Here is a 19580-nt window from a genome sequence, read left to right as displayed (position 1 = left end):
TAACAGTGATTAGAAAAAGTTCAACTATTTTTAGAAAGCCCTTTCAACATTGGTTTTTCGATAGGCACTCGGTGTTATTCCTTCTAATTCCTTGAAAATTTTTATAAAATATTTAGGGGTTTTATATCCTGATTCTTCTGCAATATCAGCAATGGAAAGCTTTGTTGACATAAGTAGATTTTTAGCATGCTGAATTCTCCTTCTCGTGATATATTCACTAAATGTTAAATGAATTTCTTCTTTGAACAACACGCTAAAATAACTTGGATTTAAAAAAACATGGTCAGCTACTTCACGTTGGTTTAAATCTTCTTTTAAATGCTTATCAATATATTGCAATGCCTTCTGTATTGGTTCTCGGGCCGATTCATTCGTTACGGTGGCATCAATTAACTTGTCATCAACAACTTTTGAGATTATATTGGCTCTTTCTCTATTTTTATCAATCGTAATAGCATCTTCCACTGCTTCTATTAGTTTCTTTTTACTTATTGGCTTAAGTAAATAATTGATAACACCTAATCGAAGTGCTTCTTGGGCATACTCAAATTCAGAATAGGCAGAGATAACAATAACTACAGGTTGATGTTCTTGATTTTTCATCGTTTTTAACATCATTATACCAGTAATTCTCGGCATTCGAATATCTGTTATTAGGATGTTTATTTTTTGCTTTTTCATGGTGTCAATTGCAGCTTCGGCATTGGCTGCCAATAATATTTGATATTGCCCGTTAGACCAATTCTCTAATGTTTTTTTTATCCCTTCCCTCGATCTTGGCTCATCATCAACAATTAATATTGTTTTTGTATTCATTCAGACATCCCTCCATCTTTTGGAATTTCAAAAGAAATTAATGTTCCTTTATTTTCACTACTTTCCATTATTAGTCCCTTTTGTTGCCTATCCTGATAATAGAGTGCAAGCCTTTTGTATACATTAGAAAGAGCCATTCCCTTGCCTGCTGCAGAGGTTATGCCTCCTTTTTCCATTGATTCTTTAATACTTTTTAATTTAGACGCATTGATGCCAATTCCATCATCTCTAACACTAACTCTTATTCGGTTATTCTCCTCTGCTTGTTCAACAATAACATCAACCGTACATTGTCCAAGCTTATTTTCTGCTCCATGTAATACAGCATTTTCAACTAATGGCTGTATTAAAAATTTAGGAATTCGTACTTCTTCAAATGCTTGAGGTAGCTTTATATGCCATTTTAACTGCTCTCCAAATCGCATTTTCATTATTTCCATGTAGTCCTCTATATGTTCTATTTCATCTTTTATACGTACCCACTCCTCCTCTGAGGAACGAGAGATTGTATATCGAAATAAATTAGACATCGTAACAACAAGTTCTGCCAGCTCTTCCTCCTCTTTCTCTTCTAATGTCCAATGAAGGGCATCTAAAGTATTAAATAAAAAATGAGGATTAATCTGAGCTTGCAGTGCTCTTAATTCACTACGGCTCCGAATTATTTCCTTTTGATATACCATTGTGATCAAATGATTGGTTTCTTTTACAAGCTGATTATATGTACTGTTTAATTCGTTTATTTCATTTACAGAAGAGATATTAGGTGTCGATGGCAAAGAGCCTTCGCTTGCAAATCTCATCGTATTTGTTAGCCGAATAATGGGTCTAGTAATAATATTGGATAGAAAAAATGAGCAGATGAAATATATTAATAATCCAATTAAGCCAGCTAAGAGGATACTTGTTCTTACCACCGTTATCCCTTTTGTTAACGTACTGAACGGCGTTAGGATGAGAACCGTCCAACCAGTTACATTGGAAAAATTCTTGGTAATCATGTAATCCCTTTCATTAATTTGAACAATTTTTTTATCCCTCTCCACAATTGACTCACTTGATTGCTCAAAATTTGTGATAATCGGTTTATTTAATTCGTCTAAAAGCATAAAATATTGATTTATTTCACCTGTAAGCGCTTGATTTGCAAACTTAAAATAATTTCCATAAATACTAAAAAGTAAATATCCCCCATTTGCAAAACTTCGATTAATAAGGTTTACCCTTCTGATAACCAGAAAATAATTGCTGTCATTGGGATCCTCGCCGATCCACACAAGGCTTCCTTTTGCGTCATCCGCCTTCTTCACCCATCTTGTATCGAGACTAGTCATTAGATTAGCATTATCCAGAGGCAAAATTCGTGTATGATTCCTAGTAAATAATTGAAAGGAAAAAATGCCATCTGAATTAGCGGTTATTGTATTAACCGTCCCCATCAAATCTTGTTTCTCTTGAAAAGCTACATGTTTTTGATCATATTCTTTCGTCAAAAGCTTTTGTACTTTATCATTAGTGGCTACAAGCTTTGATGCCATATTTAATTGTTCATATAAGGTTTCGATTCTGCCATTTGCTTCGACTGCCACTTGCTGTATTTGTTTTTCAGCATTATTTTCTAATAATGAAGATACCTGATTAAATATCAATATACTAACAAATAAAAGAACGACTATCATAACAGATAAAAAAACAAACAAGATTTGATTTCTTAGTGTATTCCATTTTCTTAATAAATTGAACATCTATTTATCGCCTTTCTCTTTATTTGCACCATTATTATACCAAATAATCACAAACTTTGTTTATTCGTTATACAAATAAACATTAGTTGCAAAAAAAGAGAGTCTGTTCCATTCTTTTGTAAGAAGTCAGACTCTTTCTTTATTACTATATATCATTATTTATTCCTTTTTGTCTATACTTATTGAATAATCGTTACTCTATTTTTCTTTTGCAACTTTCTTTGTATGCCCCTCATTAAGAGTAGCTTTACGATTCTTCTTGTAGGAGGAATTAACATAATAGCTCCTACAATATCTGTTAAAAATCCTGGGAAAAGTAATAGTAATCCCCCAATTAAAACACAAAAGCTATCTAGTATAGCGTCTCCAGGCATGATCCCTTGATTTAATTGAACCTGCACATTACGAATTGCCTTTAATCCCTGTTTCTTTAATAATATAGCTCCAAGAATTCCTGTTCCTATTACAACAAATAAAGTTTCTGGTATTCCAATTAAATTTCCTGCTAAGAGAAAGATTATAAGCTCTATTATTGGCAATAACAGCAAGCTAATGAAAAAATTTCGCAAAAATTGTCACCGTCCTTCTCTTGTCTACCTACTTATATTATACCTTTTTTCCTTTGCTGAGGATAGTAGACCGCCTTTCGTCCCACTGTTTATTTATGGTAATATCTTTTAATTTATCATTAGCATTATTTTTATAGGTGGTTTGGCGGAGGGGGCTTGGAGGTGCTCTGTTTCCATTTTTCGGTGAATATTATGAAAAGCTATTTTTCATTTCCGTTGCCAATGTAGCTTTCTTCCTTTCCTTGAACACTACTTTTTTCTTTCTAACTACTATCGTGGCTATCATCATATAGCTTAACCTTTTCTAACTAAAAAAAGAAGAATATCCCTTGCCTTATAGCAAGGATATTCTTCTTTTAATCATTTTTTATAGTACGCTAGCATGTCCGCTATAAACATAACCGCTACGGGAATCAACAGTAATATCTAGTCCATCCTTTAAGATACTTGTTGCGTTTTCTACACCAACGATAACAGGGATCCCAATGTTTAAGCCTACAACAGCTGCATGGCTTGTTAAGCCGCCTTCTTCAACAATTACTGCACTACATTTTTCTAATGCAGGTACCATATCGCGATCCGTTGCATTTGTCACAAGAATCGAACCAAAATTAACTTTATCTAGCGCTTCTTTAGCACTAGTAGCGATTACAGCTTTACCAAATGCTGTCTTACGGCCAATTCCTTGTCCTTTAGCAAGAACATCTCCAATTACATGAATTTTCATGATGTTTGTTGTACCTGCTTCTCCAACAGGAAGACCTGCTGTAATCACTACTAAATCACCATGTGTAACAATAGAGCTGTTAACACCTTCTTGAACTGCTACATCTAGCATTTCATCTGTTGATTCTGATTTTTGGCTTAAGCGTGGATATACTCCCCAAACTAGCGCTAATTGTCTTTGAATACTTGCATCATATGTTACAGCGACAATTGGAGCTTCTGGACGGTATTTAGAAATCATTCTTGCAGTGTGACCGCTACCAGTTGGTGTAATTACTGCTTTTACTTCTAAATTTAATGCTGTATGGGCAACAGATTGTCCGATTGAATCCGTAATGGAATGCTCAGAATCTTTGCTACGTTTCGATAATATTTCTTTATAATTTAATGCTTCTTCTGCTCTAGAAGCAATATTGTTCATTGTTTGTACAGCTTCTACTGGGTAGGATCCTGCAGCTGTTTCACCTGATAGCATAATTGCATCTGTGCCATCAAAGATTGCATTTGCTACGTCACTTGCTTCTGCACGAGTAGGACGTGGATTACGTTGCATTGAATCTAACATTTGTGTTGCAGTAATAACAGGTTTCCCTAAAGTATTACATTTTTTAATTAATAATTTTTGTACTAATGGTACTTCCTCAGCAGGGATTTCTACTCCTAAATCACCACGGGCAACCATTAATCCATCAGAAACCTCTAAAATTTCATCAATATTATCCACACCTTCTTGGTTTTCAATCTTAGGAATGATATGGATATGAGAAGCATTGTTATCTTCTAATAATTGTTTAATTTCTAAAACATCAGATGCACGGCGTACAAAGGATGCTGCGATAAAATCAATTCCTTGTTCAATACCAAAACGAATATCATTTGCATCTTTTTCAGTCATACCAGGAAGCTTTACAGCTACTCCAGGAACGTTTACACCTTTTTTGTTTTTTAATGTTCCAGAATTTAAGATTTTTGTATGTAATTCACCAGCTGATTTGTCTATTTTCGTTACTTCTAGACCAATTAAGCCGTCATCCAATAGAATTTTGCTACCTGGGTCCACATCATCAATTAATCCTTCATAAGTAACAGAGAATTTTTCTGTAGTACCTTCCACTTCTGTCATTGAAACAATGATATCATTTCCAGCAACTAATTCAATTGCGCCGTCTTTCATGTTATTTGTTCTGATTTCTGGACCTTTCGTATCTAAAAGGATCGCAATATTGTTTCCAGTAATCTCTGCTGCTTCACGAATATTCTTTATTCTAGCACCATGTTCTTCAAAATCGCCATGGGAAAAGTTAAGGCGAGCAACATTCATTCCAGCTTCCATTAATTGCGTTAATTTTTCCACGCTTTCACTTGCAGGACCAATAGTACATACAATCTTTGTTTTACGCATTAATAATTACCTCCGATAAATAATAGTAAAAAAATAATAGCTAATTTCACAGCATTTTAGGAATTTATGAGTTATCTGTACAATGAAATAGACGAGATAATCATAAATTCCTATCGATTTATTAAATAGATAATTCTTTTGATAAGTGATATAAATTACTATCAATCGTGTGTTTACGCGCTAAAGCTTCAATGATATCATAATCAACCAGTTGATTTTTCTCGATACCTACAGCTCGTCCACCTTTACCTTCTACAAGAAGCTCAACTGCATAAGCACCTAGACGGCTCGCTAATACACGGTCTTGAGCAGTAGGGGAACCACCACGCTGCATATGACCTAATACAGATACACGTGTATCGAAATCGGTATTTTCTTCAATCAATTTACCAATTTCAACACCACTTGCAACACCTTCAGCAACGACAATAATACTATGTTTTTTGCCGCGTTCTTGCCCTTTTTTCAATCTGCCAATAATCTCTTCTAAATTAAAGCCTTCTTCAGGGATAAGAATTGTTTCAGCACCACCAGCTAAACCAGCCCATAATGCGATATCGCCAGCATTTCTTCCCATAACTTCAATAATAAATGTTCTTTCATGAGAAGTTGCAGTATCACGGATTTTATCAATTGCATCAATGACTGTGTTTAGTGCCGTATCAAAGCCAATGGTAAATTCAGTTCCAGGTATATCGTTATCAATTGTACCAGGAACGCCTACACAAGGATAACCTTGTTCTGTAAGCGCCTTCGCACCCATATAAGATCCGTCTCCTCCAATAACAACAAGACCATCAATATTATGTTTTTTTAATTGCTCAATTCCTTTTTGTTGTCCTTCTTTTGTTTTGAATTCTTCACAACGTGCAGAGAAAAGGAATGTTCCACCACGATGAATTATATCGCCAACAGAACCAACTTCTAACTTTTTGAAGTTGCCGCTAATTAGTCCCGCATAACCACCAATAACTCCATATACTTCTACACCATGAAAAATCGCTTTACGAACTACTGCTCTAACGGCAGCGTTCATTCCAGGTGCGTCACCGCCACTTGTTAATACACCAATTCTTTTAACTGTCATTTCCTCACCTCATAATTTCTTAACAAATAAATTATGTAGCATAACATACATATACTATTATATAACAAATTATCTGTCTGCAACATTTTTCACAAAATTTACATATATAATTTTATGTAATGCTAACTTTTGTAAATTAATCTAGAAAATGTTTATTCTCTATTAATTCCCGATATTTGTACCCAATTATCCATTAAACAATTCTACCATATCATGAAGAATCGCGCATCTCAACTTAAACTATGAAAAAAATAAAAGACGGAATAATCAGCAAACTGAAACCGTTTTATACTGACGCATATTATAGGTCTTTCCCTATTTCTATCACTTTAAACCATGTCAACAAAATCATTTTAACAGTTTTATCATACACATTTCATTATTTTTTATGTATATGTTTTCGTCACTTTATTGTAAAGTTATGTCTAGCTTTCACTAGTTTTATCTTACATATAACAGAAAGCGTAAATTCTAAATAGTTTCATCAAAAAGACTGTAGACAGTTTTTCTTTATGTCTACAGTCTTAATTCTTGTTATTAGCGTTTTTTAACTATTTTTATATGCTCCGATATTTTTGAACTTATCATAACGATGATTCACAAGTTCTTCCTTTGTCATCCCTTTTAATTCTTTCAGAGATGCATATAAAACCTCATCGATTTGTACCGCTTGTTCTTTTATATCATGATGTGCTCCACCTTTTACTTCTCTTATAATCGAATCGATAATACCTAATCCTTTTAAGTCTGGAGCAGTAATTTTCATTTTTTCAGCAGATTGTTTTGCCTGTCCAGCATCTTTCCATAAAATAGATGCTGCACCCTCAGGAGTAATAACCGAGTAAGTGGAATTCTCCAGCATATGGATATGGTTACCAACACCAAGAGCTAATGCTCCACCACTACCACCTTCCCCAATTACGATACAAACAATTGGGACTTGCATGGATGCCATTTCAAATAAATTTTTTGCAATAGCTTCACTTTGCCCTCTTTCTTCGGCTGCTTTACCTGGATATGCACCTTTTGTGTCAATAAAACAAATAATGGGACGATTAAACTTATCCGCTTGCTTCATCAAACGAAGCGCTTTTCGATATCCTTCTGGATGGGGCATTCCAAAATTCCTACGAATATTTTCTTTTGTATCCTTCCCTCTTTGATGACCAACAATTGTTACAGGCAAACCTTTATATTTTGCAATTCCGCCAACAATTGCCTCATCATCTCCAAATCCTCTATCGCCATGCAACTCGATAAAATCTGTAAATAAATGAGAGATATAATCTAGAGTCGTTGGTCTATTTGGATGTCTAGCAATCTGAACCCTATCCCATGGCTTCATATTATCATAGATATCATTTTCAAGTTTTTTTAAGCGAAGCTCCAATTTTTCAATTTCTGTACTTAAATCAACTTTTGCATTTTCCGAGAAATCTTTCAACTCTTTAATTTTAACTTTCAAATCATTTATCGGCTTATCAAAATCTAATCCTACCACTCTAAATCACCACCAGTTTGATGCATTTCCAGCACTAAGCTAAGCTTTTCTTTTAACTCTAATCTAGGTATGACTGCATCTAATTGACCATGCTTTAGTAAAAACTCTGCAGTTTGAAAATCCTCAGGAAGTTCTTCTCCAATTGTTTGCTCAATAATTCGACGTCCTGCAAAACCAATTAATGCTCCTGGTTCAGCAAAATTATAATCACCAAGCGAGGCGAAGCTTGCAGAAACCCCTCCTGTCGTTGGATGTGTCATAATCGTTATATATAAACCACCATTATCACTAAATCGTTTTAATGCGGTACTCGTTTTAGCCATTTGCATCAAACTTAATACGCCTTCTTGCATTCTTGCTCCACCTGAAGCAGTAAAAATGATAAACGGTACAGAAAGCTCGTCTGCCGTTTCAATAGCAAGTGTTATTTTTTCTCCAACTACCGATCCCATACTCCCCATTCGGAAAGAAGAATCCATTACTGCTATCACTACTTTATTTCCATTTATTTCGCCAGTGCCAGTAACAACTGCTTCATTCATATTCGTTTTCTTAATATCTCCAGCAATCTTATCCTCATAGCCAGGAAATTGTAACGGATTGCCTGTTTTCATGTCCTCATTTAGTTCGATAAAAGTTGCTTCATCAAGGATACTATTCATTCTTTCATATGCTTTCATTGGTAAATGATACCCACAATTCAAACAAACCTTTAAATTCTTCTGTAGCTCACGTGTATACATTATTTTCTTACAATTAGAACATTTTGTCATAATACCTTCAGGAAGTTCGTTTTTCGATAATTCTGAAGGCAATGTAGCATATTTAAGTTTTTTCGATTTCGAAAATATCCCCTTAATCAATATGGAAACCTCCCCATAAGTAACAATTTAGATTTGAATCGGATTCCTGTCATTCCCATGCACCATTATTCATTTAAAGTTATTGTAAATACTATACACACTCCATAATTTCATTTGATCCTTATCATGTAATGCATCTAAAAGAAGGAGGAAATCTTCCCTCCTCCATTCTTTTGTAGGAATCTTTAAGGAGTGATAATAGTCATTCAAAATTGTCCATAAACGATGGACCAAAAAATTATCAGCTATTTTTATTAACTGAAAGAAAAATTCACTTTCTGACCGTTCTTGCGCTTTCACCCATTGTTTTAAATATTCGATTTCATCTGCTGTTATTTTTTCCATCGCAATATATAGAGCGTTTAATTGAATATAATTCTTCGTCTCCAAAACATCTTGCTTGGCTTTATCATTCTGCAAGATGAATGTACTGATTAGTTCTACTAGTTTATGACCTTGGAAATCACGAAGAAAGGTTCCTTCCCCTTTTCTTGTTTCAATAAGTCCAAGTAGCTCTAATGCCCTCAAGGCTTCCCTAATAGACGATCTTCCAGCTCCTAGCGTTTCACTTAATACCCGTTCAGATGGAAGCTTGTCCCCAGGCTTAAGACCATTCTGATCAATCATTTCTCGTAAATGATTGACGATATCCACATATAATTTGGATTCCTTTGAAGATGATTCATTCACCTTATGTCATCACTCACTTCTTTCTTGCCATAATAGGGCAAATATAATTAGAAAATAAATAAAGTATAAGTACAATAATCCAATCCAAAAAATTTTGCTAAGTGGTCTGACCAGTTAGCTTATTAAACAATATACTATCTTTGAAAAGTTGTAAAGTTTTATTCAGCTAGGATAACTTGATTAGTACCAAGCAGAGCAGTTAATTCTTCGATACATTCCTTACTTGGAGAAATTTTATATTCTTCGCTCAAAATTATATTTTTTCCTGTTTCTTCATAGTGAATAATAACAGGAGTAATTCCTGGATATTTCCTAATAATCGTAAGAAGCTTTGCTTTTTGGTCAATCATTTTTTTCTCACTCATCACTTTAATAAATAGCTTATGATTTTTTTTAGGAAGTGATTGGACTATTGTTCCCATCGATTCAACCATTTGAATAACGAGTTGTTTCGTTCCATTTCTGTCTTCACATTTCCCTTCCATATAGACCGTTTCACCTATTTTTAGCAGTTCATGATATTTTTTAAAGACAAGTGGAAATATAACGCCTTGAATGTCACCGCTTTGATCGCTTAACTGTATAAAAGCCATTGGTTCGCCTTTTTTTGTACGTATTGCATTTAATTCTGTTATATATACAATACATCTTTGTTTCTTCCCTGTTTCTATTTCATTAATGGGAGTAGTTTGTAAAGAAGTGTGATACTGTTTATAAATAGATACCGGGTGGTCTGACAAGTAAAAACCCAATGCATCTTTTTCTAAAACTAATTTATCCTCGACTTTAAGTGGCTCCACTTCTACATATTTCGGCTTAAAAAAGAAATCGTCGTCACTAAACAAATCATTTTGGTCTGCATCCTCTGGATGAACTAACTGTGCATGCTGAATTGCCACATCAATGGTAGCAAGCAGCGTAGCCCGGTCTACGCCAAATTCATCAAAGCTTCCTGAGTAGATTAGCATTTCCATCACTTTTCTATTTATCGTCTTTGGAGAGACACGAATACAAAAATCAAATAAATCCTCAAATTTTTTCTGATTTCTTGCCTTTAGTATTTCTTTCATTACGTTTGTGCCAATCCCTTTTATCGCAACTAAACTATAACGAATTTTGTTCTTTTCAACTCGGAAAAAGTAATTACTTTTATTAATGGATGGCGGAGCCACTTCGATATTCATTTGTTTTAATTCTTGAATATATTGAAGTATTTTCCCTGTATTTCCAATAGACGATGTCAGTAACGAAGCCATAAAATATAGTGGATAATTAGCCTTTAAATAAGCAAGCTGATAAGCAATCATACTATATGCCACTGCATGGCTCCTATTAAAACCATAATTAGCAAATCGTACTATTAACTCATATATTTCATTCGCCGTTTTCTCGTGATATCCTTTCCTTGCCGCACCTTTTACAAAATGAATCTTTTCTTGTTCTAGAATATCTTTTTGTTTCTTGCTCACAGCTCGCCTTAACAAATCTGCCTCTCCTAGCGAAAAACCAGCCATTTTAGAAGCAATTTGCATTATTTGCTCTTGATAAACAATTACTCCATATGTGCTGCTTAATATTTCCTCTAAATCAGGATGATAATAGTTAATCGACTCTTTGCCATGTTTTCTATTGATGTAATGAGGAATATTTTCCATTGGACCTGGACGATAAAGCGCATTAACGGCTACAATGTCTTCAAAATCAGTTGGCTGTAGCCTTTTTAACACATTGCGCATTCCTTCTGACTCCAATTGAAATATCCCAGTTGTCTCCCCTTTACTTAGAAGCTTGAACACAGCTGGATCGTCAATCGGTATTTTTCTTATATCAATCATTTTCTTAGTTGTTTTGTAAATCATTTCAAGAATAGATTCCATGAAAGAAAGATTTCTCAATCCGAGAAAGTCCATTTTTAATAAACCAAGTTCTTCTAAATATTCCATGCTGTACTGTGTTAAGTAAATATCTTCATGCCCACTCTGAATCGGAATAATTTCCACAAGCGGTTGTTGACTAAGGACTACGCCAGCAGCATGCGTAGAAGTGTGCCTTGGAAGCCCTTCAATTTTACAAGCGGTATCAAACAGTTTTTTATTACGAGGAGATGCTGCAACAAATTGCTGCAATCGAGTTGATTCTTGATAGCTCTGTTTAAGATTGATTCCTAGCTTAGATGGAATCATCCTTGAAAGTTCATCCAACTCTTTTACAGATAGACCAAACGCTCTGCCAACATCTCGCAAAGCAGCTTTAGCTGCCAATGTCCCAAAGGTAATAATCTGTGCAACATGAAGTTCTCCATACTTATTTTTCACGTATGAAATAACTTTTTCACGCTTATTATCCGGAAAATCAATATCGATATCAGGCATGGAAATTCTCTCCGGATTTAGAAATCTTTCAAAAAGCAATTGATACTTAATAGGATCTACATCTGTAATATGTAAAACATAGGCAACGATTGACCCAGCGGCCGATCCCCTCCCTGGACCTGTTAGAACACCATTTTCTCGTGCGTACTTCATAAAATCCCAAACAATTAAAAAATAATCGCTATAATTCATTTTTCCAATTATGCCAAGTTCATATTCTAACCGCGCTTTATGTTCTAGAGTAGGCTCTGGATATCTTTCATTTAATCCAGCAAGACATAATTCTTTCAAATAGCTTAGTGCGTTTTTCCCTGTAGGTACAGTATATTTAGGCAAGGTAGCAAGTATACCTTCCATCTCTATCTGGCAAGATTCACCTACATTCCAAGTATTCTCAAGAATCTCTGGAACATCATGAAAAAGTTCTATCATTTCTTCTTTATTTTTTAAATAATGCTGATTGGAATTCCATTCATTTTGCTCTAAATCTGATAGCTTTTCTGAATTTTTAATTGCCTTTAAGCATTCATAAGCGAAATGATCCTCTTCCTTTAGGTATAGTACATTATTTGTTGCTACAAGCTTCACTTCTTCTTCGATAGCTAATTTCCTTAATTGTTCATTGAACTTTTCCTCAATGGTTAAACCATGTCTTTGGATGGATAAGAAGCATTGGCCAGGTTCAAAAATAGACTTCCATAACAATAATGTATTTCGTGCCGATTCCATATCATCCTTCAGAATACTTTGTTCCATTTCTCCCTCGAATCCTGGGGAAATGGCTATCAAGCCCTTTGCATAATGCTTTAGCCACTTCACCGGAATTCCTTGTGGATTCTTTGTTTGAATGGCACTGGTAATTTTTAATAAATTTTTAAACCCAAGACTATTTCTAGCTAATAAGATTAATGGATATGCATTTTCTTTTTCCCTTTCACTTATTACATCTACTGTTAGTCCAATAATCGGTTTTATTCCTTGCTTCCATGCTTCTTTATAGAAAGAAGCTGCACCATACATAACATTTCGATCGGTTAAAGCAATGGAATGATACCCTTGCAATTTAGCATTGCTGACCAACTCTTTTATCGAAAGAGTACTAGATAAAAGACTATATGCGCTAGAAACCTGAAGATGTACAAAAGACATAAATTCACCACTTTTCTTGTAAATTTTTCAATTTCCTATTAACAGAAAATATATTATTATGCTCATTCCTTTAAAAAGAACGAATTTCAACCGAAAATCTTCGGTTACCGTCCTTTTAGGATAATTTTTAAAAATATCATTTTCCCCTTAAAAATGTTTGCGGAAATAAACCTTTTTCCTTTCATTATAGTTGTTCACAGCAAAAAAAGAAAATATGTTCTCTTTATGGAGCTTTCCGAGTATTTAAAATTATTCCCATTGCATTTATAGCAAATGGATACGACGATTTATAATCAAAAAACGATGCAAACATCCCCCCTTTAAAACATATAAAAGGAAGTTGTTAAAAACACTCATAAAACTGATAGTTTGTCCATAGTAATAAGAATAGAAGAATACTAGATAACGGTTTTACCATTTTCAAAAATGTTGCTAATAAGCGTGATGAATACGACAAACAATCTTTAGTCCTTGCTAATAACTTTGCGGTCTTTTTAGCAATGGACAAAACTAAAAAAGATAGAGAGGGTAAACATATGAACCAACAGCCATTCTTCCCTACCTTCATTGAAAGTTACTTTATTGCATTAGGCGTTATATTAGGTGGAGCACTTTTAGGCGGTCTCGCCGCATTTCTAACAGGAAAACCACTCATCACAGAAATCATCCGTATATCTGGAATCATAAAAATCTGGGCAATCGTCACCGCAATTGGTGGTACATTTGATGCAATTGATACAATTGAAAAAGGAATTTATGATGCCGGAACAAAGGATTTATTTAAGCAAATCTTATTAATTGTCTCTGCTTTTGGTGGCGCGCATACTGGAATAACGATTATAAAATGGATAACGCAGGAGTATATTTAAAATGAGAATTCCACCATATTATAAAAATCAGGCAGTGCAGCGTTTTTTTGCCGGGATGGTAATCGGCGGGGTAATCAGTTGGTGCATTTTTGTCTTTATTTTTGGCGTATGGCAGGAAAGATATAGTTCAGAAATTAAAACACAAAAAGCTACCATTGAAGATTTAGAAAGAGAGAAGAAAATTTGGCAAGAGGAGTTTGCTGCACAAAACAAAACAACCGAGGAAAAGCTTACAGTTGAAGGCATTGTTGTAAAAATAAACAATACAGATAAAGAAAAATATGACATTAAGCCATTCAATGCCCTTGAGATGGAAGATGCGATGAAAGAAGATTTATCGACCATTATTGCCAAAGACCTTGATATGGTATATAAAAGTCGGGCATTATTGAAAAAATCAATTGAAAACAAAGTAGTAGAATCTGATAAGAAGCGCTATAAATTTAAAGTAACAGAGTTGATTATCTATACAACAGTTCATGTTGAATTAAGTGTTACCTTTGCCGATTAAAAAGCAGTACGAGAAGGAGCAACCTTTCCTTACCAAAGAATTGTTCCGTTCATGAAGTAAATGAAGATAGTTCACTAAAAAACGATACTTACTTAGCTTTTGAAATAAGGTGCTGCTCCATAAAAATGAGATAGCACCTCTTTACTAGTAAAATTTATTTACAAACTTCCTCTAAATCTCTTATTACTGTACCTACTTCATCCCAATGATATATTGTTGCACCTGAAGCTAATGGATGCCCTCCACCATTATACTTTTTTGCAATACCATTAATAACTGGTCCTTTCGAACGCAGCCTTACTCGTATTTGATCAGACTCCTCTATGAAAAAGGCCCATGCTTTTAAACCTTTTACGCTTCCAAGACTGCTAACAAGTAAAGAAGCCTGTGCTGGAGTAGCATGAAATTGATCTAGTATCTCCTTGTTAATCATCATGCTTGCAACACCATTTTCATGAACATTAAAATTCTGGAGCACAAATCCACTCAGCTTTACAATAGAAGGATCAAGTTCGTACATTTGGTCATATATGTCTGTACGCGAAAATGAATACTTGATTAATTCTCCAGCATAATGAAATGTTTTTTCTGATGTGCTTGGATATAGAAATCTCCCTGTATCTCCAACAATTCCAGCATATAGAAGCCTAGCAGCTTCATCACTCATCTTTAGTCCTTGATCTTTTCCAAACAAATAAAGCTCATAAATCAACTCACTAGTTGAACTAGCTGTAGTCTCTACCCAAGCAATATCCCCATACGCATCATCATTTGGATGATGATCTATCTTAATTAGCATTTTACCTGTTTGATATCGCTGGTCACAAACTCTTTCTTGATTAGCTGTATCACATACAATGACTAAAGCATCTTTAAATGTACTATCATCAATCTCATCTAATCTTCTAAGAAAGTTTAATGAGATTTCTTCTTTCCCTACGGTGTACACATTTTTTTCCGGAAAAGAGGCTTTAATGATTTCAGCTAATCCCCCTTGAGATCCATATGCATCAGGATCTGGACGTACATGTCTATGAATAATGATTGTATCAAACCCTTTTATTGCATCTAGTATTTGCTGTTTCATTTATTTCTCCCTTCCTTAATGACGGTCAATTAATTGACACATCATCATCGCTTTTCCTACAAGGATCCCATGATTAAATACTTCCACATCTACCTTCCCAAATTTTCGTCCTACTTCTAGAATTTTGGGGGAAATTTCAATAACACTATCCATTTGAACAGGCTTGATAAAATAGATTGTCATATTTTCTACAACTAAATCCCCTTTTTTAAAACCTCTTAGTATTCTATTCGCTGCTTCTGATACAATTGTTGTAAAAACCCCATATGAGATAGTGCCTAAATGGTTTGTCATTTGCGGTGTCACTTCACAGGAAAAGGTAGTTTCCCCCTTATTTTTCCCTTTTGCCAACAATACATGCTTTGTTACAATATCATCAATTGTTTCCCCGATTTGAGGCTGCCTTTGGTTCATTTGCAATGCCTTTAATACATCTTGTCGACTTATGATTCCTTCTAGCTTATTTGCTTCCTCTACAACAGGTAGTACTTCGATACCTTCCCATACCATCATATGAGAACAAGAAGCAACACTTGTTTTCCCGCTAACAGTCATTGGATGCTTTGTCATGACTTTATCAATAGTCATATCCATCGATTTTCCGATAATATCTTTAGAAGTAATCATTCCTTGCACTTTTAAGCTTTGATCAACTACTGGAAAGCGTCCATGCAAAGTGTCTTTATTATATTGATGCCACAATGCAACATTATCTGTTGTCTTTAAATAGATTGTATCTTTAAGTGGCGTTAAAATGTCTTCCACTAAAACAATCTCTTTTTTTATTAGCTGATCATAGATTGCTCGATTTATCATTGCTGCAACAGTAAATGTATCATAGCTTGTTGAAATAATGGGCAGCTGCAATTCATCTGCTAATCTTTTCACATGATCCTCTGTATCAAATCCGCCCGTTATTAAAACCGCTGCTCCTGCTTTTAAAACATGCTCCTGTGCACGGACTCGATTCCCAATAATCAAAAGATTACCAGCACCCGTGTAACGCATCATTGCATCTAATTTCATCGCTCCGATAACAAAACGGTTCAATGTTTTATGTAAACCAGCTCTTCCGCCAAGAACTTGTCCATCGACAATATTTACTACTTCAGCGTATGTTAATTTCTCAATATTCTCTTTCTTTTTCCGTTCAATTCTAATCGTACCGACTCTTTCAATCGTACTTACATATCCTTTATTTTCTGCCTCTTTAATTGCTCGATAAGCAGTACCTTCGCTTACATTCAATGCTTTTGCGATTTGACGGACAGAGATTTTTTCTCCTACTTGTAATTCATCAATATAATTTAGTATTTGCTCATGTTTTGTAGCCAAATTACCACCCTCTTTTTAAGAACAGCGCATTGCATCCAATCTAACCTTTAAAAAGTCCTATTCTTTTGAAAAGGAAAAGAGACTTCTTGAAGTTTAGGCTAGACGAGAACGACTTGCACTAGACATTTTAATACCTTTTTTTCTATTTATCTGAAATTATTATCATTTAACTATTGAAAAGCTTACATATCTTTATTATAGAGTGAACTACTAGGGTATTCAATGACTTCTCGATTAATCGGTATAAAACATTCCAACATATATGGAAGTTAAAGGGGGGATGGTGTGGATTGAAAGATTTTACTTTAATCAACAATTATTATAAAAAGCAAAAGCTAGTAGAAGGTTCACCATACTAGCTTTTTTCACTTTATTGATAATAATATATTTTTTTCTTTTTCTGTACTTTTTTAGATGATTTTTTCACTGTTCTTGATTTTTTAGGAGTATATAGTAATGCAGTTAAATTTCCTGCTATCACCATCAAGGCAAATACTAACCAAGTAATCGAGAATATTCCTTCTGCTCCTTCGGAAAATGGGGAAAGTCTTGGCATGCCATAGTATAAAAAGACTCCACACAATAAGATACATAATAAATATCTATTTTTATTCATAGTCGTAAAACCTCCTTGTTTCCATACTATGCGGACAAGGTTTAAAAAAGTATTTAAAAATCAGCAAATTATTATACTAACAATAATTAGCTAAACGATCTGAAAAAATTTAGGGAAGCTAAATATTTACATGCTTGATTTTAGTTGTTACTCTTATAAGATAAGGAATGCATTCACCTAGTCCTACGGATAAAACGTAAGTATAACGAATCCTATATTTTTAAGAAACACGGAGGTTGGTTTAATTGGAACAAAAATTAGAGTCTTTAGCGAATTGGATGAAGCAAGAAGAAATTGATTTCACTTTTCTCACATCAACAGATAATATTTTTTATTTTAGCGGATTTTATAGTGACCCACATGAAAGACTATTGGCTTTGATTGTGTTCCCAGAAAAAGATCCCATATTGGTTTGTCCATCCATGGAAAAAAATGATGCAAAAAACGCTGGCTGGAATCATGACATCATCGGATATAGTGATACCGACAATCTTTGGGAAACCATTCAAACTATGGTTGAGGCTCGAACAAGCAGTAGAAATAAAGTAGCTCTTGAGATGGATCATATGAATGTTGCTAGATATCACGCACTGCAGAATTCTTTCCCTACTATCCAATCATTTATTTCTGCCGAAGAAAAAATTAATACCTTACGTATGATTAAAACTGCTGATGAACTAGCAAAAATAAAAGAAGCTTGTAAATGGGCGGATTATGCTATAGAAGTTGGCTGTAATGAAATTGCGGAAGGTAAATCAGAGATGGAGATTCTCGCAAGTATTGAATATGAATTAAAGAAAAAGGGGATCGGCAAAATGTCCTTTTCTACTATGGTACTTAGCGGTGTAAATGGTGCTTCTCCTCACGGTAATCCTGGAGAAACTCAAATAAAAAAAGGGGATCTAGTTTTATTTGACTTAGGAGTAGTTGTGGATGGTTACTGTTCAGACATTACTAGAACTGTTGCATATGGAGATATTAGTGAAAAACAAAAGGACATCTATGACACAGTTTTAAAAGCACAGCTTGCCGCAATTGAAGCATCAAAGGCTGGAGTTTCATGTGCAACCATTGACCAAGTTGCACGTAACACAATTAGAAATGCAGGTTACGGAGAATTTTTCCCACATCGTTTAGGTCATGGATTAGGTATTAGTGTTCATGAATTCCCTTCCTTAACAGAAACAAATCCCTTGTTACTACAAGAAGGCATGGTTTATACAATTGAACCTGGAATTTACGTTCCTAATGTTGCAGGAGTTCGGATTGAGGATGATGTCTACGTTACAAAAGAAGGTGTGGAAATATTAACGAAATTTCCTAAAGAGCTTCAAGTAATCTCATAAGGTATAACAAACTTTCATATATGTTCCATAAGGAATAGCTAATTATTTCCTTATGGAACACCCTTCTTTACCTTTCATTCTATTTCATCGTTACTCTTCTATCATACGAATTTTCTATAATCTGTCTCCATTTAGATGCGGTACTTGCACTTATTTAAAAAATACATCATAAAATACCTAGACTTTAAGGGGAAGAAGGGTAAATAGAATGGTGAAATATATGGATTATACAGATCCAAAAACATCATTTACTTATGATGTAAATAAGAGCAATTTTTTTAAAAGAGATAATTACAACAATATTAATGTCTTAGGTGAGCAACAATTAAATTCATTGGAAAATGTATCATTACTAGATATTTATTTAAGTAAAGATATAGTAGTGGAACCACATGTACATCAAAATGCTGCGGAACTCGTTTATTGTATTTCTGGTTCTGCAACGGTGTCGCTATTAAATCCTTTTTCGAAGGAAATCCAAAACTATACAATTACAGCAGGTCAAGTCGCGAATGTTCCTCAAGGATGGTGGCATTATGAGATAGCGAATACAAATAATACTCATCTTTTAGCTATATTTGACGCACCTACACCTGAAGCTATCTTTGGCTCTGATTTACTTCGTCTAACACCACCCGAAATAATGGCTCATACTTATTCCATGGACGTAAATAAATGGAAATCTACTATCTCGCCTATTAATCAAACAACCATTCTCGGTCCATCGATTAACAGAAGTAGTCAAAGGGACAATTACCCAGCTCACACTTATCCTCCCCAGCCAACTTATCAACATCCTTACCAATTCCCAAGATATTATTAATAATAGAATCCATACCCTTGATTAAATCTGTGCAATTTCTACTGCTCCATTAAATCTGATTAATCGAAGGAAA

General features: G+C 34.5%; 16 protein-coding genes. 4 read left to right on the top strand and 12 right to left on the bottom strand.

What is annotated here, in order from left to right:
* Positions 1–30: 30 nt before the first annotated feature.
* From ACWNMZ_RS19895 to dnaE, 9 genes are all read right to left on the bottom strand, one after another.
* On the bottom strand, positions 31–816 hold the full coding sequence (locus ACWNMZ_RS19895) for a response regulator transcription factor (protein ID WP_031534896.1): 786 nt from the start codon (positions 814–816) through the stop codon (positions 31–33).
* The gene (locus ACWNMZ_RS19890; RefSeq protein WP_449598847.1) at positions 813–2561 is read right to left on the bottom strand and encodes a sensor histidine kinase; all 1749 of its coding nucleotides are present in this window, start codon (positions 2559–2561) and stop codon (positions 813–815) included. Before ACWNMZ_RS19890 ends, ACWNMZ_RS19895 begins: the two co-directional genes overlap by 4 nt.
* Positions 2562–2740: 179 nt before the next feature.
* Positions 2741–3130: an FxsA family protein gene (locus ACWNMZ_RS19885; RefSeq protein ID WP_031534901.1), complete on the bottom strand. Its 390-nt coding sequence runs from the start codon at positions 3128–3130 to the stop codon at positions 2741–2743.
* A gap of 367 nt (positions 3131–3497) precedes the next feature.
* A complete protein-coding gene (gene pyk / locus ACWNMZ_RS19880) occupies positions 3498–5258 on the bottom strand; it encodes a pyruvate kinase (protein ID WP_449598846.1) in 1761 nt (586 codons plus the stop codon).
* Between the two features lie 121 nt (positions 5259–5379).
* Complete coding sequence (gene pfkA, locus ACWNMZ_RS19875; protein WP_031534905.1) at positions 5380–6345, bottom strand: 6-phosphofructokinase; 966 nt, start codon at positions 6343–6345, stop codon at positions 5380–5382.
* 547 nt (positions 6346–6892) lie between these two features.
* Positions 6893–7846 carry an acetyl-CoA carboxylase carboxyl transferase subunit alpha gene (accA, locus tag ACWNMZ_RS19870; protein ID WP_449598845.1) on the bottom strand — a complete coding sequence of 318 codons (954 nt, stop codon included), beginning with the start codon at positions 7844–7846 and terminating at the stop codon, positions 6893–6895.
* On the bottom strand, positions 7840–8709 hold the full coding sequence (gene accD, locus ACWNMZ_RS19865) for an acetyl-CoA carboxylase, carboxyltransferase subunit beta (protein ID WP_284561243.1): 870 nt from the start codon (positions 8707–8709) through the stop codon (positions 7840–7842). Before accD ends, accA begins: the two co-directional genes overlap by 7 nt.
* Before the next feature lie 69 nt (positions 8710–8778).
* Positions 8779–9399: a FadR/GntR family transcriptional regulator gene (locus ACWNMZ_RS19860; protein WP_449598844.1), complete on the bottom strand. Its 621-nt coding sequence runs from the start codon at positions 9397–9399 to the stop codon at positions 8779–8781.
* A gap of 158 nt (positions 9400–9557) precedes the next feature.
* Positions 9558–12920 carry a DNA polymerase III subunit alpha gene (dnaE, locus tag ACWNMZ_RS19855; protein ID WP_284561241.1) on the bottom strand — a complete coding sequence of 1121 codons (3363 nt, stop codon included), beginning with the start codon at positions 12918–12920 and terminating at the stop codon, positions 9558–9560.
* 536 nt (positions 12921–13456) lie between these two features.
* Here dnaE and ACWNMZ_RS19850 point away from each other — a divergent pair.
* Together ACWNMZ_RS19850 and ytrI are read left to right on the top strand one after the other, a co-directional pair.
* The gene (locus ACWNMZ_RS19850; protein ID WP_031534915.1) at positions 13457–13789 is read left to right on the top strand and encodes a YtrH family sporulation protein; all 333 of its coding nucleotides are present in this window, start codon (positions 13457–13459) and stop codon (positions 13787–13789) included.
* A gap of 1 nt (position 13790) precedes the next feature.
* Positions 13791–14300 carry a sporulation membrane protein YtrI gene (ytrI, locus tag ACWNMZ_RS19845; RefSeq protein ID WP_031534917.1) on the top strand — a complete coding sequence of 170 codons (510 nt, stop codon included), beginning with the start codon at positions 13791–13793 and terminating at the stop codon, positions 14298–14300.
* A 154-nt stretch (positions 14301–14454) separates the two neighbouring features.
* On the opposite strand, the gene ACWNMZ_RS19840 is transcribed toward ytrI, so the two are convergent.
* The 3 genes from ACWNMZ_RS19840 to ACWNMZ_RS19830 all read right to left on the bottom strand — a co-directional run bounded on the left by ACWNMZ_RS19840 (position 14455) and on the right by ACWNMZ_RS19830 (position 17338).
* Positions 14455–15387 (bottom strand): DHH family phosphoesterase, encoded by a 933-nt coding sequence (locus ACWNMZ_RS19840; protein ID WP_449598843.1) that lies wholly within the window; start codon positions 15385–15387, stop codon positions 14455–14457.
* A gap of 15 nt (positions 15388–15402) precedes the next feature.
* On the bottom strand, positions 15403–16722 hold the full coding sequence (locus tag ACWNMZ_RS19835; RefSeq protein ID WP_449598842.1) for a DRTGG domain-containing protein: 1320 nt from the start codon (positions 16720–16722) through the stop codon (positions 15403–15405).
* A 370-nt stretch (positions 16723–17092) separates the two neighbouring features.
* On the bottom strand, positions 17093–17338 hold the full coding sequence (locus tag ACWNMZ_RS19830) for a hypothetical protein (protein WP_449598841.1): 246 nt from the start codon (positions 17336–17338) through the stop codon (positions 17093–17095).
* 245 nt (positions 17339–17583) lie between these two features.
* On the opposite strand from ACWNMZ_RS19830, the gene ACWNMZ_RS19825 reads away from it, so the two are divergent.
* Positions 17584–18684, top strand: a complete 1101-nt coding sequence (locus ACWNMZ_RS19825) for a M24 family metallopeptidase (RefSeq protein WP_449598840.1) — start codon at positions 17584–17586, stop codon at positions 18682–18684.
* Positions 18685–18892: 208 nt separating this feature from the next.
* Entirely contained in the window at positions 18893–19507 is a 615-nt protein-coding gene (locus ACWNMZ_RS19820) for a cupin domain-containing protein (protein WP_449598839.1), read from the top strand.
* Positions 19508–19580 lie beyond the last annotated feature (73 nt).

It is taken from the genome of Niallia sp. Marseille-Q9988, from assembly GCF_976954375.1.
Note: the sequence above shows the minus strand (reverse complement) of the source record. Positions and strands in the feature narration are given on the sequence as shown.